The organism is Pseudomonadota bacterium (assembly GCA_008501635.1).
Lineage (GTDB): Bacteria > Pseudomonadota > Gammaproteobacteria > QQUJ01 > QQUJ01 > QQUJ01.
In genome coordinates this window covers 102820-122255 of record QQUJ01000018.1, presented here as the reverse complement: position 1 = coordinate 122255, position 19436 = coordinate 102820, and the positions used below count along the sequence as shown (strand labels likewise).

At 60.0% G+C, this 19436-nt stretch carries 17 protein-coding genes and 2 tRNA genes; 10 read left to right on the top strand and 9 right to left on the bottom strand.

What is annotated here, in order from left to right; translation table 11 throughout:
- The first annotated feature begins 74 nt into the window (after window positions 1-74).
- The 4 genes from flgA to DWQ09_10545 all read left to right on the top strand — a co-directional run bounded on the left by flgA (window position 75) and on the right by DWQ09_10545 (window position 2582).
- Window positions 75-848, top strand: a complete 774-nt coding sequence (gene flgA / locus DWQ09_10560; GenBank protein KAA3627616.1) for a flagella basal body P-ring formation protein FlgA — start codon at window positions 75-77, stop codon at window positions 846-848.
- A 153-nt stretch (window positions 849-1001) separates the two neighbouring features.
- Window positions 1002-1334: a flagellar biosynthesis anti-sigma factor FlgM gene (flgM, locus tag DWQ09_10555; protein KAA3627615.1), complete on the top strand. Its 333-nt coding sequence runs from the start codon at window positions 1002-1004 to the stop codon at window positions 1332-1334.
- Between the two features lie 7 nt (window positions 1335-1341).
- Window positions 1342-1824 (top strand): flagellar protein FlgN, encoded by a 483-nt coding sequence (locus DWQ09_10550; protein KAA3627614.1) that lies wholly within the window; start codon window positions 1342-1344, stop codon window positions 1822-1824.
- A 65-nt stretch (window positions 1825-1889) separates the two neighbouring features.
- Window positions 1890-2582 (top strand): hypothetical protein, encoded by a 693-nt coding sequence (locus DWQ09_10545; GenBank protein ID KAA3627613.1) that lies wholly within the window; start codon window positions 1890-1892, stop codon window positions 2580-2582.
- An 8-nt stretch (window positions 2583-2590) separates the two neighbouring features.
- On the opposite strand, the gene DWQ09_10540 is transcribed toward DWQ09_10545, so the two are convergent.
- The 3 genes from DWQ09_10540 to DWQ09_10530 are packed head-to-tail and all read right to left on the bottom strand — an operon-like array spanning window position 2591 to window position 4902.
- Window positions 2591-3277, bottom strand: a complete 687-nt coding sequence (locus DWQ09_10540) for a glycosyltransferase (GenBank protein ID KAA3627996.1) — start codon at window positions 3275-3277, stop codon at window positions 2591-2593.
- On the bottom strand, window positions 3225-3908 hold the full coding sequence (locus DWQ09_10535; protein KAA3627612.1) for a glycosyltransferase: 684 nt from the start codon (window positions 3906-3908) through the stop codon (window positions 3225-3227). Before DWQ09_10535 ends, DWQ09_10540 begins: the two co-directional genes overlap by 53 nt.
- 31 nt (window positions 3909-3939) lie before the next feature.
- A complete protein-coding gene (locus DWQ09_10530) occupies window positions 3940-4902 on the bottom strand; it encodes a radical SAM/Cys-rich domain protein (GenBank protein ID KAA3627611.1) in 963 nt (320 codons plus the stop codon).
- 290 nt (window positions 4903-5192) lie between these two features.
- Between DWQ09_10530 and DWQ09_10525 the strand changes: the two genes are divergently transcribed.
- Window positions 5193-5268, top strand: a tRNA-Ala gene (locus DWQ09_10525).
- Window positions 5269-5471: 203 nt separating this feature from the next.
- A tRNA-Arg gene (locus DWQ09_10520) sits at window positions 5472-5548 on the top strand.
- 288 nt (window positions 5549-5836) lie between these two features.
- On the opposite strand, the gene DWQ09_10515 is transcribed toward DWQ09_10520, so the two are convergent.
- Both DWQ09_10515 and DWQ09_10510 read right to left on the bottom strand, forming a co-directional pair.
- Window positions 5837-8056, bottom strand: coding sequence for a GTP diphosphokinase (locus DWQ09_10515; protein KAA3627610.1), 2220 nt, complete (start codon window positions 8054-8056; stop codon window positions 5837-5839).
- 35 nt (window positions 8057-8091) lie between these two features.
- Window positions 8092-8319, bottom strand: coding sequence for a DUF2835 family protein (locus DWQ09_10510; protein ID KAA3627609.1), 228 nt, complete (start codon window positions 8317-8319; stop codon window positions 8092-8094).
- Window positions 8320-8524: 205 nt separating this feature from the next.
- Here DWQ09_10510 and DWQ09_10505 point away from each other — a divergent pair, with 205 nt between their 5' ends.
- Window positions 8525-8821: a hypothetical protein gene (locus tag DWQ09_10505; protein ID KAA3627608.1), complete on the top strand. Its 297-nt coding sequence runs from the start codon at window positions 8525-8527 to the stop codon at window positions 8819-8821.
- 97 nt (window positions 8822-8918) lie between these two features.
- Window positions 8919-9599, top strand: a complete 681-nt coding sequence (locus DWQ09_10500) for a protein-L-isoaspartate(D-aspartate) O-methyltransferase (GenBank protein ID KAA3627607.1) — start codon at window positions 8919-8921, stop codon at window positions 9597-9599.
- A gap of 7 nt (window positions 9600-9606) precedes the next feature.
- On the opposite strand, the gene DWQ09_10495 is transcribed toward DWQ09_10500, so the two are convergent.
- Window positions 9607-10860, bottom strand: a complete 1254-nt coding sequence (locus tag DWQ09_10495) for a DUF1015 domain-containing protein (protein KAA3627606.1) — start codon at window positions 10858-10860, stop codon at window positions 9607-9609.
- A gap of 162 nt (window positions 10861-11022) precedes the next feature.
- The gene (locus DWQ09_10490) at window positions 11023-11907 is read right to left on the bottom strand and encodes a protease HtpX (protein KAA3627605.1); all 885 of its coding nucleotides are present in this window, start codon (window positions 11905-11907) and stop codon (window positions 11023-11025) included.
- 122 nt (window positions 11908-12029) lie between these two features.
- Between DWQ09_10490 and DWQ09_10485 the strand changes: the two genes are divergently transcribed.
- Complete coding sequence (locus DWQ09_10485) at window positions 12030-13601, top strand: HAMP domain-containing protein (protein ID KAA3627604.1); 1572 nt, start codon at window positions 12030-12032, stop codon at window positions 13599-13601.
- A gap of 9 nt (window positions 13602-13610) precedes the next feature.
- A complete protein-coding gene (locus DWQ09_10480; protein KAA3627603.1) occupies window positions 13611-14693 on the top strand; it encodes a hypothetical protein in 1083 nt (360 codons plus the stop codon).
- Window positions 14694-14704: 11 nt separating this feature from the next.
- Here the strand turns inward: DWQ09_10480 and parC are convergent, their stop codons facing one another.
- Together parC and parE are read right to left on the bottom strand one after the other, a co-directional pair.
- Window positions 14705-16963, bottom strand: a complete 2259-nt coding sequence (gene parC / locus DWQ09_10475) for a DNA topoisomerase IV subunit A (GenBank protein KAA3627602.1) — start codon at window positions 16961-16963, stop codon at window positions 14705-14707.
- A gap of 577 nt (window positions 16964-17540) precedes the next feature.
- The gene (gene parE / locus DWQ09_10470) at window positions 17541-19421 is read right to left on the bottom strand and encodes a DNA topoisomerase IV subunit B (GenBank protein ID KAA3627601.1); all 1881 of its coding nucleotides are present in this window, start codon (window positions 19419-19421) and stop codon (window positions 17541-17543) included.
- Window positions 19422-19436 lie beyond the last annotated feature (15 nt).

The window sequence follows — 19436 nt, the reverse complement described above, 5'->3', positions numbered from 1 at the left end:
ACTGCTCTCATCGAGTAGCAAGTTGGGCACACAACTTGCAGATATCGGTCAGAGAGACGGAATCTTGACAAACCATGAATATCTATCGAAATCATAGGAAGCCAATTGGTCGGTTACAAGAAGCGCTGCGCCCGGCAAGGCGGAGCGCTCTGCGACGACTCAGTGCTTGGACAACGATCGCACTGGTGTGGCTGACACCGCTTTCAGCGGCATCGCTACTGCAGCCACATGACTCGATCCGCTTGGCCGCCAAAACCCATCTGGAGAACAACCCTCCGGTGGGTGAGGGGCGCACTGAATTCACGATCGGCCATCTCGACTCCCGGCTGCGCCTGCAACAGTGCGCCGCAGCGCTGGAAGTGTTTCGCCCCCCCGGCGGCCGCAACTCCGGGCACACCACCTTGGGCGTGCGCTGCAGCGGTCCCAAGCCCTGGAAGCTCTACATCCCGGTCACAATCAAGGTCTATCGACCAGTGGCAGTGGCCCAGGGCGCGCTGCTGCGCGGTGCGTTGCTCAGTGCAGCGGATATCGAACTCGTCGAGAAGGACGTGTCACGTCTCGGCTACGGCTTTATTGCCGACCCTTCGAACGCGGTAGGCAAGGAGTTGCGTCGGTCGGTGACGGCAGGGACGGTATTGACGCCGCACCATCTTGCCGCCCCCCACATCGTCGAAAGAGGTCAAACAGTCATCATCGTCGCCAATTCCGGCGGCATCGAGGTCCGCATGGCCGGCGAAGCACTTGCCGATGGTGCCCACAACGACCGTATTCGCGTGCGCAACAACAAAACCCGGCGCATCGTTGAAGGGACAGTGAGCGCCCCGGGTGTGGTCCAGGTACTGATGTGAAGGTGATTGAAACCGTCAACGACCCGGAACTGCTATACTTTGCGTCAGTCAGGCGCTTGATATCGCAGTGAAATAATTTCTTCGTCCGGCGCTAAAGTTTGCCAGCGACCAGCCGCTAACCACGTTGCGAGGAACCAAGGAGTAAACCAGACAATGCCAATCGAAATCAGCAACGGAACACCCCAGCGGGTCCCCTACGACACGGGTGAAGGATCACAGATCAATGGTACACGCAGTGCACCCAGCGTGGAAAAGCAGGAGACAGGCAAACCAAACACCTTCGACACGGTGAGTCTCACCGACACCGCTGCCAATCTGCAGAAGATCAATCAGACCATCAACGAGCTTCCGGTCGTCGACAACCAGCGCGTTGAAGCCATTCGCCAGGCCATCGCGAATGGCAGCTACGAGATCAATCCCCAGCGCACCGCCGAGAAATTGATCGGATTTGAAGCCGCGCTGAGCGCCGCGCGCAAAGACGCCTGATCGACTCGTGTCTGCCCCCGCCACTGCCGAGCGCCTGCTGCAGATTCTGAACCAGGGCGTTGAGCATGCAAACGCCCTGTTGAGTGCATTGCGTGACGAGCACGATGCCCTTCAGCAACGCTCCGCATCAGCCATCGAAGCGGCATTGGAGCAAAAAATCCAACGGCTGGCTGTGTTCGAGAAACATGAAGTTGAGCGACGGGCACTGCTCAAAGCGCTACAGGTAACCGACAGCCGCCAGGCGGTTGATGGCTTTATCGCCGCGCAGCCCGCTCATGCATCCACCCTCAGGCAGCGCTGGAACCAGCTGCTCAAACTCGCCGATGAATGCCGCAACCAGAATCAACTGAATGGCGCCTTGGTTGACACGCAACGTCGTCATGTCCAGCGCGCATTGGATATCCTCAGCGGTACACCTGAAACGGCAACCTACGGACCAAGCGGCGCCACCGATCGCCGCAGCGGGTCGCATACGCTTGCCAAGGCCTGAGTTACACCAGCGCCACTCAGTTCAAGGCGCTTGATCAGCGGCCCCGGGCATGGTTTGCTGACACCATGTCCTTGCATAACTCCACCATTACCGGGCGTACCCAGATCATGCGGCTGTTTAATCATCTGCAGGATCTGCAGTGTCCCGTCACTGTCGAAATCAAGGATCTGCCCCATCAGCAAAGACCGATTCTCGCCGTCAATCCTGATGCTGACTATCTGGTGCTCGACGTGAGCGTTCCCAAGGGGCGCTCCTTTCCCGGCAGCGGGCAGGCTGTAAAAATCAAAGCGGCGTTCCACGGTGAGGAGGCCGCATGCGCCACCCACATTCTGGAATCGGCAGACATGGCGGGCAAGGCACTGCTGCGAGTTCACCTGCCCGGGGCCGTCGAATACCGGCAACGACGCGTGTACTTTCGCATTTTGCTCGATACCCTGACGCCCATTCCCGTAACACTGGTTGACGAAGAGAATGGCAGCCTGTCCGGCACCCTGGAGGATATTTCGCTGGGCGGGTTGGCGGTACGTCTTGCCTGCGATCCGAATCAGCCGCAGATTCACGCAGAATTGTGTCTGATCCACCTGCCCGGCGGCGAGGTCTTTCACAGCGAAATCGAGCCGACCAACACCCGGGCCATCGGCAGCGACACCCTCCGCATTGGGTCTCGACTCTGCCGTACCAACGATGCGCAGCTGCGCAAACTGGAAAGATTCATGCGTCAGATCGAACGCGAACAACTCAAGAAGCGCACTGATTGAACCGGAACCTATCCGGCCAGCTCCGGATAATCGTGTGACATTCGCACCCAATCCGCAGGATCATCGACGTCCCACAGCACCGCGGGCTCCTGCCATGACCAATCCTGATCGAGCAGTTTCGCTCGAGTCTGCTCCATCACCAGATCGGTACCCCAGGCAATCTCAGTAAACAGCCATGGCGCAGGGTGTCGCAGGCCAATCGCCACATACCCGCCATCTTCAGCAGGTAACAACACCGCGTCATGACCCGCGATCAGCGCATCAAGGCAGGCGGCGAGATGACCGCGCTCCAATGCCGGGCAGTCGGTACCGATCAGCAATGCAGCGTCCGCTGTGGCCAATACAGTGCACAGCGCATCCGCCATACGCACACCCAGATCCCCCTCGATCTGGGCAAACAACGCGATGGGGTGGGCGGACGCAAGCTCTCCGAAGATTGGATGATCGCAGCTTGGTGTACACCACAGCTCAACGGGTGCCAGCCGCGACCGAACCGCCAGTTCGACCGTCCGGCGCAGCAACCGCGCCTGTAGATCGGCGGCACCCTGAGCATCCAGCACGGGAATCAATCGTGTCTTGCTAAACCCTGCCTGCGGCGCACGCGAGAAGATCACCAACCTTGCGTTTGGATAGCGATACGATTCAATCACGATCGTAGCGCCTGGCGAGAACTGCCGGATCGGTGCCAAGAAAATAGGCGAGGCGCAGCCGCCACATCAGCCAAATCGTGCGCATCGCGCCTTTGCGCTCCCAACGGCGACTCGACGTGACCACCACAGACGGCACACAGGCGGGTCGACCCAACCGTTTGAGGGAGCGGCTTATGGCGATGTCTTCCATCAGCGGAAGATCGGGAAACCCGCCCACTTCCTCAAACCAGTCACGGCGTACGAACAGGGCCTGATCACCGGTCGCGATCCCGCTCCAGCAGGAACGCCAGTTCATCAGCCGCTCAACCACCCGCAACATCCGACCGCGACCACTGAGACGCACGTTGAATCGACCCCAGCCGTGCGATTCAAGCGCACGAGTAATCTGCTCGAGCCCATCGCCGGGGGGGATGGTGTCCGCGTGAAGAAACCAGAGGATCGCTCCGTTGGCGCGATCCGCTCCAGCGTTCATCTGGCTACCGCGTCCGGCGGGCGATTGAAGCATGAGATCCGCCAGCCCCTCGCTGCTATCCAGCGTACCGTCCCGGCTACCGCCATCGACAACGATGATTTCGCAGCCCGGTCGCCGCCTCCATGGCTGCAACCGTTGCAGCAATGCTGGAAGTGATACCGCCTCGTTCAGAGCGGGAATAATGATGCTGATCGAGGGCACCATAGCGCAGACGAGCCGAGGCTTGGCGAGCGAATCAGCTCAACGCACCACCGCAACTGCTGCCCTGCCCGGCCGTACAGCCATAGCAATGATCGCCTACTACGATGTCGTTGCCCTCCAGGTCCCGTCCGACGAGCTCCGAGATATGGCTATGGGGTTTGCCACGCCAACCAAACGGCAGCGCCAGCATCTGATTGAAATCGCAATCGTGCAGATAACCGCGCCAATCGACGCTGAGCAGCGAGAGACACATGACTGTCGAGAGATTCTCCGGCCGCGAGGAATCGCGCAGCAGCCGCATATAGCCCTCAAACTGGCCTTTGGAGACCAGCATGCTACCGAAACGCTGAATCGGCATGTTCGTGATCGTCAGGAGTCGATTGAACTTGACGCCGTAGCGTCCCGCCAACTCGCGTTTATAGTCGGCCTCCAGTTCCACCTGCGCCGGGGGAAGCACCGCGCCTTGAGGGTTATAGACCAGATTCAGAATCAGACCGCTCGCAGGATCGCCGTACCCTGATGCGTTCAGGCGCTGCAAACCCCGGATGCTCTTGTCGAAAACCCCTTTGCCGCGCTGTTGATCCACATTCTCTTCCAGGTAACACGGCATCGACGCGGTTACCTCGACACCGTTGGCAACGAGAAATTCGGTCAGATCCTCCTGCCCGGGCTCTTCCAGTATGGTCAGGTTACAGCGATCGATCACCTTGCGTCCCTGCTTGCGGGCCTGCTTGACCAAGTGCCGAAAATGGGGATTGAGCTCGGGGGCGCCCCCCGTAATATCCAGTGTGTTTGCTGTGCTGGCAGCGAGAAACCGCAGCACCTGATCGACCGTCTCGACACTCATCGATTCCGACCGTCGCGGCCCCGCATTCACATGACAATGGACACACTGCTGGTTGCATAAGTAGCCCAGATTGACCTGCAGGGTCTCCAGCCGCTGGCGGCGCAGCGCGGGGAAGTCCGAGGTGACGAGAAACGGTCTTGTCGAATGCATAAAGGCTCCTGTGACTGGTCTTTTCCGAGTGGATACCACAACTGCCGAACCTGTTCCCCCGGACGCGACAGCGAATTGCCGCTCACTTATCGCGAGCTCACCTCGGTGCCGCAATGGTAGCGATCCCCTCCCTGGTCACGCAATGTGCGGCATCATCCTGGTCAAACATCGATAAGGAGACCGGTAAAACCCCTGTATGCTTACACCGGCGATGGTCTGGCGAGCAACAAACACCGGTGTTAGAATAGCGCGCCTCGCGCCAGCCTGATGTACCGGCGCGACACCATTTCGGGGCGGTAGCTCAGCTGGGAGAGCGTCGCGTTCGCAATGCGAAGGTCGGGAGTTCGATCCTCCTCCGCTCCACCATCACAACAAAGGGCCGACTTCTTGTTGGCCCTTTGCTTGTTCACCGCTCCAAACCACCGTCGTAAAAACACCGGCAAACTCACTGAATTCCCGTCGCAACCCGTTGCCGCTCGTTCACGTTACCCCCATCACGTCAGGGTTTGCTAAAATCCCGGGATCGTTCGATCAAACACGTTGCGGAAGAAAGCGCAACGGTCCGTGCCGCCCCGGTAGCTCAGTCGGATAGAGCGACCCCCTCCTAAGGGGTAGGTCGGGGGTTCGACTCCCTCCCGGGGCACCATCTTTTCTATCTCAACCTACCCACCTCGATGCTCTACCGACATTGCCAATGCGGCGGGGAATGGGAACCCTCGCGGCGGGTTGAAACCGCGATGCGAGCCTGGAGGGTGCGGCGCAGGATGATGAGCAACCCGTCAAGGGGTAAAGAACTCTCCTTTCACCTCAGCGACGCTGACCAGCACCCTGCAAACTGCCGCAGGACACAACCCGGATTTTGAATCTTTGCAACGTCACGCCCTGTCAGACGTTTCGCCCGAATGCTGCTCAGCCCTTCCGGCGCACAGACACCTTACTGTCGTTGCCGCTGAACCATCACAACGTTGGGCAACTCGTTGAGCTTGGCCAGGATACGGCTCAGTTGGTCGAGCCCGCCGATCTCCAAGCGTAAGGACATATGCGCCATGTGCTCGCGGCGATCAGTCGTGGTATTGAGCGACAGCACGTTGACCTTCTCGTTGGCCAGCAGATTGGTGATATCGCGCAGCAACCCGGCACGATCATACGCCTGGACCTGAACGTCGACCGGGTAGTGCTCTCCAGCTTCAACACTCCACTGCACTTCAATCAGCCGCGCACGATGATCTTCTGTCATGCGCAGCACATTGGAACAGGTGCGCCGATGAATCGTCACGCCACGGCCGCGGGTTATGTAACCGATTATGGGATCATTGGGTACCGGTTTGCAGCACTTTGCCATTTGGGTAAGCAGATCGCCCACACCTTCGATACAGATATCGCCACTGCTGGTGCGCGTTTTATGACGACGCATCGGTAGCTGTACCGCCGCATCCGCCGGGGGCGACTGCAGGCTTTCCATTACGTGCACCATCTGCGCGGCGCTCACGTCACCTCTGCCTAAGGCCAACCATAGATCCTCAATCCTGGCCATGTGAAACCGCTCCAGTAGCTTGTCGGCGCTGCGCGGCTCGACTCCCAAACGATGCAGCTCACGCTCCAGCACGGCGCGTCCCGCCGCCAGATTCTTTTCGTGATCCTGCTCGGCGAACCAGTGCCGTACTTTGGAGCGGGCACGCGACGTTGCCAGGTAGCCAAGATGCGGACTCAACCAATCGCGGCTCGGCTTGCCCTGCTTGGTCGTCAGTATCTCCACCTTTTCACCGCCGCTTAACTTGTAAGTCAGTGGAACGATGCGACCATCCACCTTGGCGCCGCGGCAACGGTGCCCGATATCCGTATGCACGCGGTAGGCGAAATCCAATGGCGTCGCACCCGCCGGCAAATCGATGATCTTTCCCTGTGGAGTGAAGACGTAAACGCGTTCCTCGGCCGATTCTGTGCGGAAATTATCGAGAAACTCCGCTGAATCGGCCATCTCCTCCTTCCACTCCATCAACTGGCGCATCCAGTTGATCTTGCGCTCGAATCCCGGATCCCGACGCACGCCTTCCTTGTAACGCCAATGCGCGGCCACGCCCAATTCCGCGTGCTGATGCATTTCATGCGTGCGGATCTGCACCTCCAACGTCCGACCCTTAGGACCCACAACCGCGGTGTGCAGTGAGCGATACAGATTCTTCTTGGGATTGGCGATGTAGTCGTCAAATTCACGCGGTATGTGCTGCCACAGGCCGTGCACAATGCCGAGCGCTGCGTAACAGTCGCGCACCTCTTTGACCAGAATCCGGATTGCGCGAACGTCGTAGACCTCTTCGATTTCGACACCTTTGCGCTGCATCTTCTTCCAGATGCTATAGATGTGTTTGGGGCGACTGCTGACATCAGCCTCGATACCGTGCTCGGCCAACGATTCACGCAACCGCGATACCACGTCCACCAGATAGCGCTCGCGATCAACCCGCTTCTCGGCGAGACTCTTCGCCAATTTTTTGTAGATAGCTGGATGGAGATAACGAAAAGCGAGATCCTCCAGCTCCCATTTCAATTGCCAGACACTGAGGCGATTGGCCAAGGGGGCGAAGATATCCAAGGTCTCACGCGCCGCACGCACCTGCTCTGCTTCATCCAGTTCCCGCGCTAATCGCATATTGTGGACACGCAGCGCCAGTTTTATGAGCACCACGCGTGCATCGTTCACCATTGCCAACAGCATCCGGCGCAGACTCTCCGCCTGAGACTGGTCGTCTACGGTGCGATCGGCTCCGCTGGCCTGCTGATGTTCGCGTATTGCATCCATCTGCAAAACGCCCTCCACCAATGCGGATACCGTGGCGCCGAAGCGCTCCTTGACCTGTTCCAGCGACACCCTGCCCTCGGCAGTCACGCCGTGCAGCAATCCCGCCGTCAGACTCTCACGATCGAGATTGAGTTCAGCCAGAATATCCGCGACTGCGAGTGCATGACCGACCCCGATGCACGGATCAATTGCCGTCTCCTCACCGTAAGCCGCGATCAGAATTTCACCCGCCCTTGACAGGTCTTTGATCTCGCCGGGATCCCGACCCGAGGTCGCAAGTTTATCCGCCCAGCGCGCGAATCCCGCCCGGCAACTGCCTTCATAAGCAACGGTGGAGTTGCTGCCGCTAACCATAAGATTGCTCTACCATTGACGCATCCACTGGATATTCAGAGTTTGCGAATTCCGACAAAACGGTTTTGCTCATCGTATTGCAGTGCAAACTCTCCATTGACACCCGTATGTGACAAAAAGGGGCGCAAAATGTTTGCAGGAAAGCGGATACTCCTGCCATCTGCGGCGCGGACCGCAACCTGGCGCACCTCACCTCGATAGTATGCGAGGTAATCCCTGGCGGATATCGCAAGCTGGAACCGGATTTCTTTGATGGGGACCATTTGTTGCCGCCTATTCTAACGCGTTCGCCAAGCCAGGGCAGAGGCTGCTGGCGTTAATAGCCAATATGCGGTATTTGTAGCGTTGCTCAATGAATCGCTCTTGCCCTGACACCTGGATCGGCATCTAATAGAGATGACCAACCAGGAGTACCACGTAGCTCAAGTACCTCGATAGATCTGTTGACGCTTGAAAAGGAGGGGCCACATGCCAGCACCATACGAACCCCGCGTGGGAGATTGGTATAAGAAACTGGGCGGTGATTCCTTTGAAATAGTCGCCGTCGATTTTGACGACCAGACAGTGGAGCTTCAGTACTTCGGTGGCGAAGTCGAAGAGTTGGAGTTCGACAGCTGGTACGAGCTCGAAATCGATGCCATCGACCCGCCGGAGGACTGGTCCGGTCCCTTCGACGATCTGGAAGCGGACGATTTCGGTGACAATGGCGTCGCCATGCGACCCGAGGTCTCCGATTTTCTCGACGAGATCGACCGCGAAGATTGAATCGACAGGTATCCTCACGCACCCATCGTCGAATGCAACAAGCGCTTCAGTTTTTTCCCTCGTCACATACTGTACGCGGATCCGCAGACATCGTGTCATGACGACAGCGGACAACTCCGTGCAGCTGCAGGCGTTGCTGGGCATGATCGAGGCGGACGCCCGCAGCACCGCCGATCTTACCGGGCGCGGCAGTTTTTCTCAGCGGGTCATGGATGCCGTTGGCGCTGTCCCGCGCCACGAATTCATCCCGAACGACCTCTCCATTGCGGCCTACGACAATCGACCTTTACCGATCGGAAAAGGGCAGACCATATCCCAGCCCTATATCGTGGCACTGATGACCGATCTCCTCGATCCGCAACCCGGGGATATCGTTTTGGAGGTCGGTACGGGCTCGGGGTACCAGGCCGCGGTGCTGTCGCTTTTGGTGCAGCAGGTCTTCAGCACCGAGATCATAGACTCACTCGCCCAGGCTGCGGCGCAGCGTCTTTCGCGCCTGGGTTATGACAACACGCAGATCCGGACTTGCGACGGTTATTACGGATGGCCGGAGGAAGCGCCTTTCGATGGCATTCTGATCACGGCCGCAACACCGCAGGTACCGCCTCCGCTGATCGAACAACTGCGGCCGGGCGGGCGGCTCGTCGCCCCGCTGGGTACACCTTATAGCCACCAGACGCTGGTCCTGCTCGAGAAAGACGCGAACTGCACCATCACGGTTCGGAACATACTGCCGGTGGCGTTCGTGCCGTTGACCGGCTCCCTGGGCGAGGCGTAGTTGGCGCTCAGTCGAACTGGTGAGATATCAGGCCATCCGCCAGTTTAGGTTCAAACCAGGTTGACTTGGGTGGCATCACTTGATGGGCATCGGCCACGGAGATCAACTGTTCCATGGTGGTCGGGTGGAGGGCAAAAGCCACTGCCATCTCCCCGCTGTCCACCCGGCGCTCCAGTTCGGACAGACCGCGGATACCACCGACGAACTCGATACGCTCGTCGCGCCGTGGATCGACGATCCCCAGCACCGGGTCGATGAGGTAGGTCTGCAAAAGACTGACGTCCAGCCGCTCGACCGGATCTTCCGGCAGCAGCTCTTCCGGAAAGCGCATCCGGTACCAATGACCGTCCAGGTACAGACCAAATTCACGCGGCCGCGTGGGATGGAAAGCGTAGGGCACAGGCGTCACATCGAAGCGGGTGCTTACCTGGGTCAGGAATTCACGAATCGACAGCCCATATAGATCGCGTACGATGCGATTGTAATCGAGTATGCGCATCTGCTGCGCCGGGAAGATGACGCTCAAAAACCACTCGTAGTCCGCGTTGGGATCGGGCACGGCCATACGTTGGCGCCGCTGGGCTGCGACCCGGGCCGCAGCGGCCGATCGATGATGCCCATCGGCGATATAGAGTGTGGCAACGCTACCGCCCCGTTCGGGCGCAAAAACCTCCGTAATGCTGTGTATCGCCTCCGGATCATCGATGATCCAGAGGGTGTGGCGAACGCCGTCTTCGGCCGTCACATCCAGCACCGCCTCGGTCGTGCTCAGTTCGTTTACCCAGCGCGCCATGACATCCGAACCCTTATGCGCCAGAAGCACCGGCCCGGTCTGGGCATTGAGCGCATCGATCTGGCGCACGCGGTCTTCCTCTTTGTCGGGGCGGGTAAACTCATGGCGTCGAATCCATTGCTCTTCATAGGCATGAACCGAGGCCAATGCCACCAAACCGGTCTGAACATGCTCCCCGGCCTGCAGCCGATAGAGGTAGTAGCAGGGGGTCGGATCGCGTTGCAGGACGTCGTTATCGATCATTGCCCGCAGATTACGCGCTCCCGTTTGATAAACGATATCGGCGTAGGGTTTGGTGTCGGGCGGCAGATCTATCTCGGGTTTGGAGATGCGCAGGAAACTCCAGGGTTTGTCAGCGGCGCGCCGCCGCGCCTCCGCCGCATTCAGGACGTCGTAAGGCGGAGCGAGCACGGCGCTGGATTGACCCGGGGCAGGACGGAGACCTGCAAAGGGGCGAATGAGAGGCATCAATGATCCTGAATGACGACGATGGGTGGTTTCCGGATGACATCACAAGCAGAACCCATTGTAACGTGGCTGCCGGGCATCGTTGACGACGAGAGGAGGTAACCGAACGTCGTTTCGGCTATCCCCCCCGGGGTAGACGGGCGGCCTGGTCCGGCGATACGACTATCGTTCTGCACGCAACGCGGCAATGCGCTCCTCCAGGGGCGGGTGCGTCATCAGCAGGCGGCGCAAGCCCGATCCCAATCCACCGGTAATGCCGAAGGCCGCCATTTGATCGGGTAGTTCGGCCCCTCCCGACTGACGGCGTAGCGCCTCCAGGGCGGCGATCATTTTATTGGGACCGGCGAGCTGCGCCCCGCCGCTATCGGCGCGAAACTCCCGTTGGCGGGAAAACCAACGCACAATGAGGCTGGCCAGGATGCCGAGCACCAGCTGAGCCACAATCAGCGTGACCCAAAACCCCGGACCGTGGCCACGCTCGGTGCGAAACACCACACGGTCCACCAGGTAACCGATCACCCGCGACAAAACGATCACGAAGGTGTTGAGCACGCCCTGGATCAGCGTCAGCGTCACCATATCGCCATTGGCGACATGGCTCACTTCGTGCCCCAGCACGGCCTCCACTTCATCGCGACGCATGCGCTGCAGCAACCCGGTACTCACCGCCACCAGCGCGCTGTTGCGGTTGATGCCGGTGGCAAAGGCGTTCATGTCGGGCGACTCGTAAATCGCCACATCCGGCATGCCTATCCCCGCGCGCTGGGCCTGATTGCGCACGGTCTCCACCAACCACCGTTCGGTCTCCGTCGAAGGATGCTCAATCACCACCGCGCCGGTAAGGCGGGTTGCGGTCCACTTGGAAATGGCCAGGGAGATGAACGAACCGCCCATACCGAGGACGGCGGCGAATATCAGCAGACCCTGGACGTTGATGCCACCGCCGGATTGCTCCAACCACCGCCCGACGCCGAGCAGTTCCATGGAGATGCTCAATACCATCAGAACCGCCAAGTTAGTAACTACAAACAGAAACACGCGCTTCATTGCGCCCTCCGGGGAATGTTGAAGGCTAAAAGATGGTGGCTACCTGCCGATAATGCAAGGATAGGATGTCGAAACTGCCTGAGTGGTTCCACAGGCGCTTAGAGGGCTAGAATAGGCGGTCCATGCCCAGCTCAACTGAAACGAAGTCTCTGCCCGCTGCCAAGGGCAGCGCTCAGCATCGACGCAGCTTCGCGACGGTGGTGGCCAGGGTTGGCCAGAAAGTGCTGAGTGGGATGCCCAGTGCCCTGCCGATCGCCATCAAGCTCGCGTTGGTGATCGGTTTGCTGATTACGCTGGTCATGGGGCTATTGGGAGCCCTGCTGGTCTATAACCAGTCGCGAATCATGGGCGACCAGATCGCAATGTCGGGCCGGTCGATGGCACTGCAACTCGCGGAAGCCGCCAAGGAGCCGACCCTCGCCAGCGACCAACTGGCGCTCAGCGTGCTGGTCAACAATCTGACCGGAGGCGGAACGACCGTTCTGGGCGCAGCGGTACTGGATGAGACCGGCAAACTACTCAGCCAGGCGGGGGCGGTGCCTTTCAGCACCGAGCAGGTCACTGACTCATTGTGGCCGCTGCTCAACGAACAACTGCGTGAGTTCGACTGGGAGTGGCGTGGCACCCGCGAGACACCGGTCGAGGTGGTCACCTACGCCACACCCCTGCGCTACGAAGATGTCACCGCCGGCTACGCGTTGGTGACGCTGAGCCGTTCGTTGATGAATCAGTCGCTCTACGACCTGATGCGCACCATCGGTGTCGCCACCCTGGTGATGATCCTGTTGGGATTCGTACTGTCGTTTCTGCTCGCCCGGCGCCTCTCGCGCCCCATCATGGAACTGGTGGATGCCGGCCGGGCGATGAGCGAAGGTCGCTATCAACACCGCATCAGCGAGCGCCGCAACGATGAGATCGGCAATCTTATCGGCGCTTTCAATTCCATGGCTGACGGCCTGCTACACAAGGCTCAGGTTGAAGACGCCTTTTCTCGCTACGTCTCGCCGACCGTGGCGCGCAACATACTTTCCAACCTCGGCGACGTGGAACTGGGGGGACAGCGCATCGACGGCAGCATCCTGTTTGCCGATATCGCCGGCTTTACCAGCCTCTCCGAACGGATGAAACCCGAGCAGGTGGCGGAGCTGTTAAATGAATACTTCTCCTATATCGCGCGCGCCAGCTCGGTCTACAACGGTGTCGTGGACAAGTACATCGGTGACTGCGCCATGATCGTCTTCGGCGTCCCTGACGAAGACCCCGAGCACAGCTTCAACGCAGTAGCGTGCGCCTCGCTGATCCGCGCGGTGGTCAAACGCCTCAACGAGCGCCGCCGCTCGCGTGGCCAGGAGACCGTAGAGTTTCGCTTTGGCATCAATGCCGGGCAGATGCTGGCCGGCAACATGGGGTCACGCGATCGGATGCAGTACACCGTGGTTGGCGACACGGTCAATCTCGCCTCCCGCCTCTGCACTTATGCCGAATCGGGCTGCATCGTCATCAGCCGCGAACTCTATGCGCGCCCTCCGGTCTTCAAGCGCCTTGCGGCGCACCAGCACCGTGATATCAAGGTGCGTGGCAAGTCCGAGCCGGTGGCGATCTATGAAGTGGATTGTTTCATCGAGCCGTATAACGGTGACATCGAACGCCAAGCCGACAAGATCGTCAGCCGCCACTTGTGGCCTCTCGGTTAGTCATTCGCCATGCTCGACCCGCAGCGTTTTAGCTTGTTGCTGATACTTTTCGCCCTGGCTGGCTGCAGCGCGCCGGGCCTCCACTGGCCGGGCTCCACCAGCGAAATCGACCAGCTTTTGGAGCAGCAGCGCTACGGCACGGCGCTCTCCCGCCTCCAGGAGATGGCGCAGCGCGATCCCGGCAATACCGGGCTGTTAAAACTCCGTCACGAGGCGATCTATCAGGCCTTTCGCTACGAGCAACAAGTCATTGCCGAGGCGCGGACGCGCCAGGATGAGGGCGACTGGAAGGGGGCTCTGGAAGCGATCGATGCGGCACTGGTTCGCTACCCGGAAAGCACCCCGCTACTGCAGGCACGCGCTGAATTGAAGGCCGAGCAGGAACACCGCCTCGCCGAACTCGACACCGATCTCATGCTGGCTCGCGGCAGCTGGCTACTGCAGCAGCGAGGCGTGCTCGAAAAACGCCGCACGCTGGCGGGCGCCAACTGGACAGACGGCTGGAAACTCGCAGATATCGACCAGGAACTGGCGCGCCTGCACCCGGCGCTGATCGCGCAGGGGCAGCGTGCCCTGAAAGAGGGCAAGGTCACGATCGCCGAAAGGAGTTTTACGTTGGCGCAGCAAATCCAGCCCGATCCCGCCGCAAGCAAAGGGCTGAACGCGCTGCGTGTGTCGCGTGAGAAGCAACGATCGGCCAGTCGCGAACGCCGGCACAAAGCTCAGGTGGTTCAAGTGCGTCGTCAGTTTGAGAATTACCTCGCTGCCGCGCGCAAAGCGCTGACGGACGATGACCTGGTCGCCGCGCGCGACGCCCTGGCCGCCGCTCAGGCCATCGACAATCAAGACCCGGCGCTTGCCAAGCTCGACGCCGAGTTCCAGCTCAACAAACAGACGCGAGTCGAGCATCTGCTCAACGAAGGAAATTCGCTCTACCGCCGCGGCCTGTTTCGCCAAGCGCGCGACCTGTGGCAGGAGGTGGTCATTCTCGATCCCTCCAACACCTTGGCCCAGGCTCGCCTTGACCGGGCTGATCGGGTCATCGAGAAACTGGAACGGTTGCGCAGCCAGCAGCTTCCCGCGCAGCCCTGAAGCGTCTTGGGTTACGCCTTGGTTTCTACCTCCGCGCGATCGACATTCTGAAATCCGCGTGGTAGCCGATTGCCGCGTCTGCCGCGTTCGCCCAGCTGTGCCAGCAGGTCGCTGTAACGTAGATTCATATGTCGTTTTCCGCAATAGAGCGTCAATACGCCGCCCTCGGGAATACTGAGGGCGGCAATCATCACCTCCTCGCGATTTTTTACCCGCGCCGATGGAATCCCGATCAGCTTGTTGCCCTTGCCTTTACCGAGTTCCGGTAACTCCGCGGCGTGGAAAACCAGAAGATTGCCACGGCTGCTGATCGCCGCAATCAGGTCGCTCTGCGGATCACTGACCCAGCACGGTGGCAGCACCTGCGCCCCGCGCGGCAGCGCAAGCACCGCCTTACCCGACTTGTTCTTGGCCAGCAACTCCTCCAGTTTGGTGATGAATCCATAACCGGCATCGGAGCAGAGCAGCAGTCGACTCTCCGGTGGGCCCATCAGCACCGCGCGAAACGACGCACCCGAAGGCGGCGACAAACGCCCCGTCAACGGTTCCCCCTGGCCGCGTGCCGACGGGAAGGTGTGAGCCGGCAGCGAATAGCTGCGCCCGGTGGAGTCGATGAAAACCGCGGGCTGGTTACTGCGTCCGCGCGCTGCGCTCAGGAAGCCATCACCAGCCTTGTAAGCCAGCGTTGTGCAATCGATGTCATGACCCTTGGCGGCCCGCACCCAGCCTTTCTCCGAAAGCACCACCGTCAGCGGTTCGGTGGGCACCAACTGGGTTTCGTCCAGTGCCTGTGCGGCCCGGCGTTCGATCAATGGCGAACGTCGCGCATCGCCGTAGGTCTCCGCATCGGCAGCGATTTCGTCGCGGATCAGCGTGCGCAGCCGTTTGGGTGAATTGAGCACTTTCTCCAACTGACTGCGCTCATCGGCGAGTTCCGCCTGCTCACCGCGGATCTTCATCTCCTCAAGTCTGGCTAGGTGACGCAGCCTGAGATTGAGGATCGCTTCGGCTTGAGCCTCGGTGAGCTGGAAGCGTCCCATCAACACCGCCTTGGGGTGGTCTTCGGTACGGATAATGGCGATCACTTCATCGATGTTGAGGTAGGCAATCAGCAGACCGTCGAGGGTATGCAACCGCTCGAGCACCTTATCGAGACGCCACTGCAGCCGCCTGCGTACCGTCGCGGTACGAAAGTTGAGCCACTCACTGAGCACCTCGCGCAGATTATGCACCCGCGGGCGGCCATCGAGGCCGATCATGTTGAGGTTGACGCGATGGGTGCGCTCCAGATCGGTAGTGGCAAACAGGTGCGACATCAGACCCTCGATATCGATCCGGTTGGAGCGCGGCACGATAACCAGGCGCGTGGGATTCTCGTGATCCGACTCGTCGCGCAGATCCTCGACCATGGGCAATTTTTTGGCCTGCATCTGCTGCGCGATCTGCTCAAGAATGCGCGCACCCGACACCTGATGCGGTAACGCGGTGATGATCACATCGCCGTTCTCGATCTCCCAGCGGGCCCGGGTGCGCACCGAGCCGTTGCCGGTCTCGTAGAGTCGCTTTAACTCCTCGCGCGGGGTGATGATCTCCGCCTCGGTGGGATAATCCGGGCCAAGCACGTGCTCGCAGAGATCGGCTACGGTGGTTTTGGGATGCTCCAGCAAGCGGATGGCCGCGCTCGCCACTTCGCGAACGTTGTGCGGCGGGATATCGGTGGCCATACCCACAGCGATACCCATGGCGCCGTTGAGCAATACCGTGGGCAATCGCGCGGGTAGCACCTTGGGCTCTTCCAGGGTGCCGTCGAAGTTGGGACCCCAATCCACGGTGCCCTGTCCCAACTCGCTGAGCAGGACCTCTGCGAACCTGGTGAGCCTGGCTTCCGTATAACGCATGGCGGCAAAGGATTTCGGATCGTCCGGCGAGCCCCAGTTGCCCTGCCCATCGATCAGTGGGTAGCGATAGGAGAAGGGTTGCGCCATCAATACCATCGCCTCGTAACAGGCGCTGTCCCCGTGAGGATGGAACTTACCCAGCACGTCGCCCACGGTGCGCGCTGATTTCTTGAACTTTGCCGCCGCATTGAGCCCCAGTTCCGACATGGCGTAGACGATGCGTCGTTGAACCGGTTTCATTCCGTCGCCGACATTTGGCAGCGCACGATCAAGGATGACGTACATCGAGTAGTTCAAGTACGCCTGTTCGGTAAAGGTCTTGAGCGGGAGTTTCTCCACGCCTTCGAAGTTGAGCTCGCCGGATTCGATCATGGTTTTGTCTTTATCAGCTTTGTCTCAATTGATTGTGCGGCTGCGCCGCAATGAATTTAATCGGGGAGTCCGCCCCCGAAATCGGACTACTTTTCTTTGCTTGTCCAAAGAAAAGTAGCCAAAAGAAATGACACCCCACAGCGCAGCCCGCCTTTGGCGGGTTCCCTGCGCGCCTCCGCGACCAGCGGCGCTCGCGAACTCGCGATCCCTGCGGGATCACTCAGACATGCGCTCGCTCTATTCCGCTGTTCGCTCCGGTGCTCGGCTGCGCTGAAGGGGAGAAAGGACGTTTACCCTCCCGTCGGCAGCGCCGAGTAGCGCAGGGCTGTGAGGTCAAGGCCCGCAGGGGCGAGCCAGGGAAGGCGAAGCTTTCATCGCCAGCGCAAGGATGCGCTGTCGATGAAACCCCTCACAGACCGAGCAACGCAGGGAACCGATCAAAGATCGGCGCGGCCGTTGGGAACGCTTCTTTGGTAATTTTCTTGTCGTCACAAGAAAGTTACCCGGCCGCGGGGACGGAATCCCCGCACCAAATAACCGCGGCGCAGCCGCACAAAGCCCAACACCTGTCAAACCATCAAACCTCCGCCCTATCCCCTTTCTTCTCCAACCACGCCTTGCGGTCCGCCGCACGCTTCTTGGCCAGCAGCATATCCATCATCTTGTTGGTGTTGTCACCGGGTTCAAGCGTGAGCTGGATCAATCGCCGTGTATCGCGTGCGATAGTGGTCTCCCGCAGCTGCAACGGATTCATCTCCCCCAGCCCTTTGAAGCGCTGTACGTTGACCTTGCCGCGTATCCCCTCGGCGGCGATACGATCCAGCACACCCTGTTTTTCCGGATCGTCCAAAGCGTAGAAGACCTCTTTACCAACATCGATGCGATAGAGCGGCGGCATTGCGACATAGACATTTCCGGCAAATACCAGCGGCCGGAAGTGACGCACGAACAGCGCGCACAACAGCGTCGCGATGTGGGCACCATCGGAATCGGCGTCGGCCAGAATGCAGATCTTACCGTAACGCAACCCCGAGAGGTCTTCAGATCCGGGTTCGACACCGATCGCCACCGAGATATCGTGAATCTCCTGCGAGGCGAGCACCTGTGATGAGTCCACCTCCCAGCTGTTGAGAATTTTCCCGCGCAGCGGCATGACCGCCTGATACTCACGATCGCGCGCCTGCTTCGCCGACCCTCCGGCCGAATCACCCTCGACCAGGAAGAGCTCGGTGCGCAGCGGATCCTGCAGGGTGCAATCAGCCAACTTACCGGGCAACGCCGGGCCGCTGGTCACCTTCTTACGGGTAACCGTGCGCCCCGCTCGCAAACGTCGTTGAGCGTTAGCCAAGGCGAGCTCCGCGATCCGTTCGGCCATATCAGTATGCTGATTGAGCCACAGGCTGAAAGCATCCTTGACCACGCCGGAGACGAAGGGCGCGCACTCCCGCGAGGAGAGTCGCTCCTTGGTTTGGCCGGAGAATTGTGGATCGGCCAACTTGACGGAGAGGATGTAGGCGAGCCGATCCCAGACATCATCGGGACTGATCTTTACGCCGCGCGGCAACAGATTGCGAAATTCGCAGAACTCGCGGATCGCTTCGGTCAACCCGGTGCGCAGTCCGTTGACATGCGTACCTCCCTGGGACGTCGGAATCAGGTTGACATAGCTTTCGGCGATCAGCTCGCCGGCCTCGGGCACCCAAACCACCGCCCAATCCGCAACCTCGCGGTGACCCTCCATGTGGCCGACAAACGCCTCATTGGGCAAACATTCGAGACCGTTGAGTTCACCGAGCAGATAGTCGCGTAAGCCCTCCTCGTAGCGCCATTCGATACGCTCACCGCTCGCTTCATCGAGAAACGAGACATGGAGTCCTGGACACAGCACCGCTTTGGCGCGCAGCACATGTTTCAAACGCGGCAGGGAGAACTTGGGATTGTCGAAATAGCGCGGATCCGGCCAAAACCGCAGGGTGGTGCCGGTATTCTGCTTACCGACCTTGCCCACCTCCTCCAGCGGAGACACGACCGCCCCATCGGCAAACGCCATGTTGTACTCATGGCCGCCGCGACGCACCCACACCTCCAGGTGTCTGGAGAGGGCGTTCACCACCGAGACTCCGACACCATGCAGGCCGCCGGAGAACTCGTAATTTTTGTCCGAGAATTTACCGCCTGCATGGAGCCGTGTCAGGATCACTTCGATGCCTGGAATCTTGAGATCGGGGTGCAAGTCGACGGGCATACCACGCCCATCGTCGATCACTTCCAGCGAACCGTCTTTGTAGAGCGTGACCTCGATGCGTTTGGCGTAACCGGCGATCGCCTCATCGACCGAGTTATCGATCACCTCTTGCGCGAGATGGTTCGGGCGACTGGTGTCGGTGTACATACCGGGGCGTTTGCGCACCGGGTCCAATCCTGTGAGCACCTCGATGGCAGAGGCGTCGTAGCTCATGCGGCTCCTCGACGG

What these genes read in the sequence shown, in the direction of transcription:
- DWQ09_10530 (KAA3627611.1), bottom strand. Translation starts at nt 4,902, where the DNA reads ATGCATTCGACAAGACCGTTTCTCGTCACCTCGGACTTCCCCGCGCTG.
- DWQ09_10480 (KAA3627603.1), top strand. Translation starts at nt 13,611, where the DNA reads ATGCTCGACCCGCAGCGTTTTAGCTTGTTGCTGATACTTTTCGCCCTG.
- DWQ09_10485 (KAA3627604.1), top strand. Translation starts at nt 12,030, where the DNA reads ATGCCCAGCTCAACTGAAACGAAGTCTCTGCCCGCTGCCAAGGGCAGC.
- DWQ09_10545 (KAA3627613.1), top strand. Translation starts at nt 1,890, where the DNA reads ATGTCCTTGCATAACTCCACCATTACCGGGCGTACCCAGATCATGCGG.
- DWQ09_10490 (KAA3627605.1), bottom strand. Translation starts at nt 11,907, where the DNA reads ATGAAGCGCGTGTTTCTGTTTGTAGTTACTAACTTGGCGGTTCTGATG.
- DWQ09_10510 (KAA3627609.1), bottom strand. Translation starts at nt 8,319, where the DNA reads ATGGTCCCCATCAAAGAAATCCGGTTCCAGCTTGCGATATCCGCCAGG.
- parE (KAA3627601.1), bottom strand. Translation starts at nt 19,421, where the DNA reads ATGAGCTACGACGCCTCTGCCATCGAGGTGCTCACAGGATTGGACCCG.
- flgA (KAA3627616.1), top strand. Translation starts at nt 75, where the DNA reads ATGAATATCTATCGAAATCATAGGAAGCCAATTGGTCGGTTACAAGAA.
- DWQ09_10535 (KAA3627612.1), bottom strand. Translation starts at nt 3,908, where the DNA reads ATGGTGCCCTCGATCAGCATCATTATTCCCGCTCTGAACGAGGCGGTA.
- DWQ09_10505 (KAA3627608.1), top strand. Translation starts at nt 8,525, where the DNA reads ATGCCAGCACCATACGAACCCCGCGTGGGAGATTGGTATAAGAAACTG.
- parC (KAA3627602.1), bottom strand. Translation starts at nt 16,963, where the DNA reads ATGATCGAATCCGGCGAGCTCAACTTCGAAGGCGTGGAGAAACTCCCG.
- DWQ09_10500 (KAA3627607.1), top strand. Translation starts at nt 8,919, where the DNA reads ATGACGACAGCGGACAACTCCGTGCAGCTGCAGGCGTTGCTGGGCATG.
- DWQ09_10515 (KAA3627610.1), bottom strand. Translation starts at nt 8,056, where the DNA reads ATGGTTAGCGGCAGCAACTCCACCGTTGCTTATGAAGGCAGTTGCCGG.
- DWQ09_10495 (KAA3627606.1), bottom strand. Translation starts at nt 10,860, where the DNA reads ATGCCTCTCATTCGCCCCTTTGCAGGTCTCCGTCCTGCCCCGGGTCAA.
- flgM (KAA3627615.1), top strand. Translation starts at nt 1,002, where the DNA reads ATGCCAATCGAAATCAGCAACGGAACACCCCAGCGGGTCCCCTACGAC.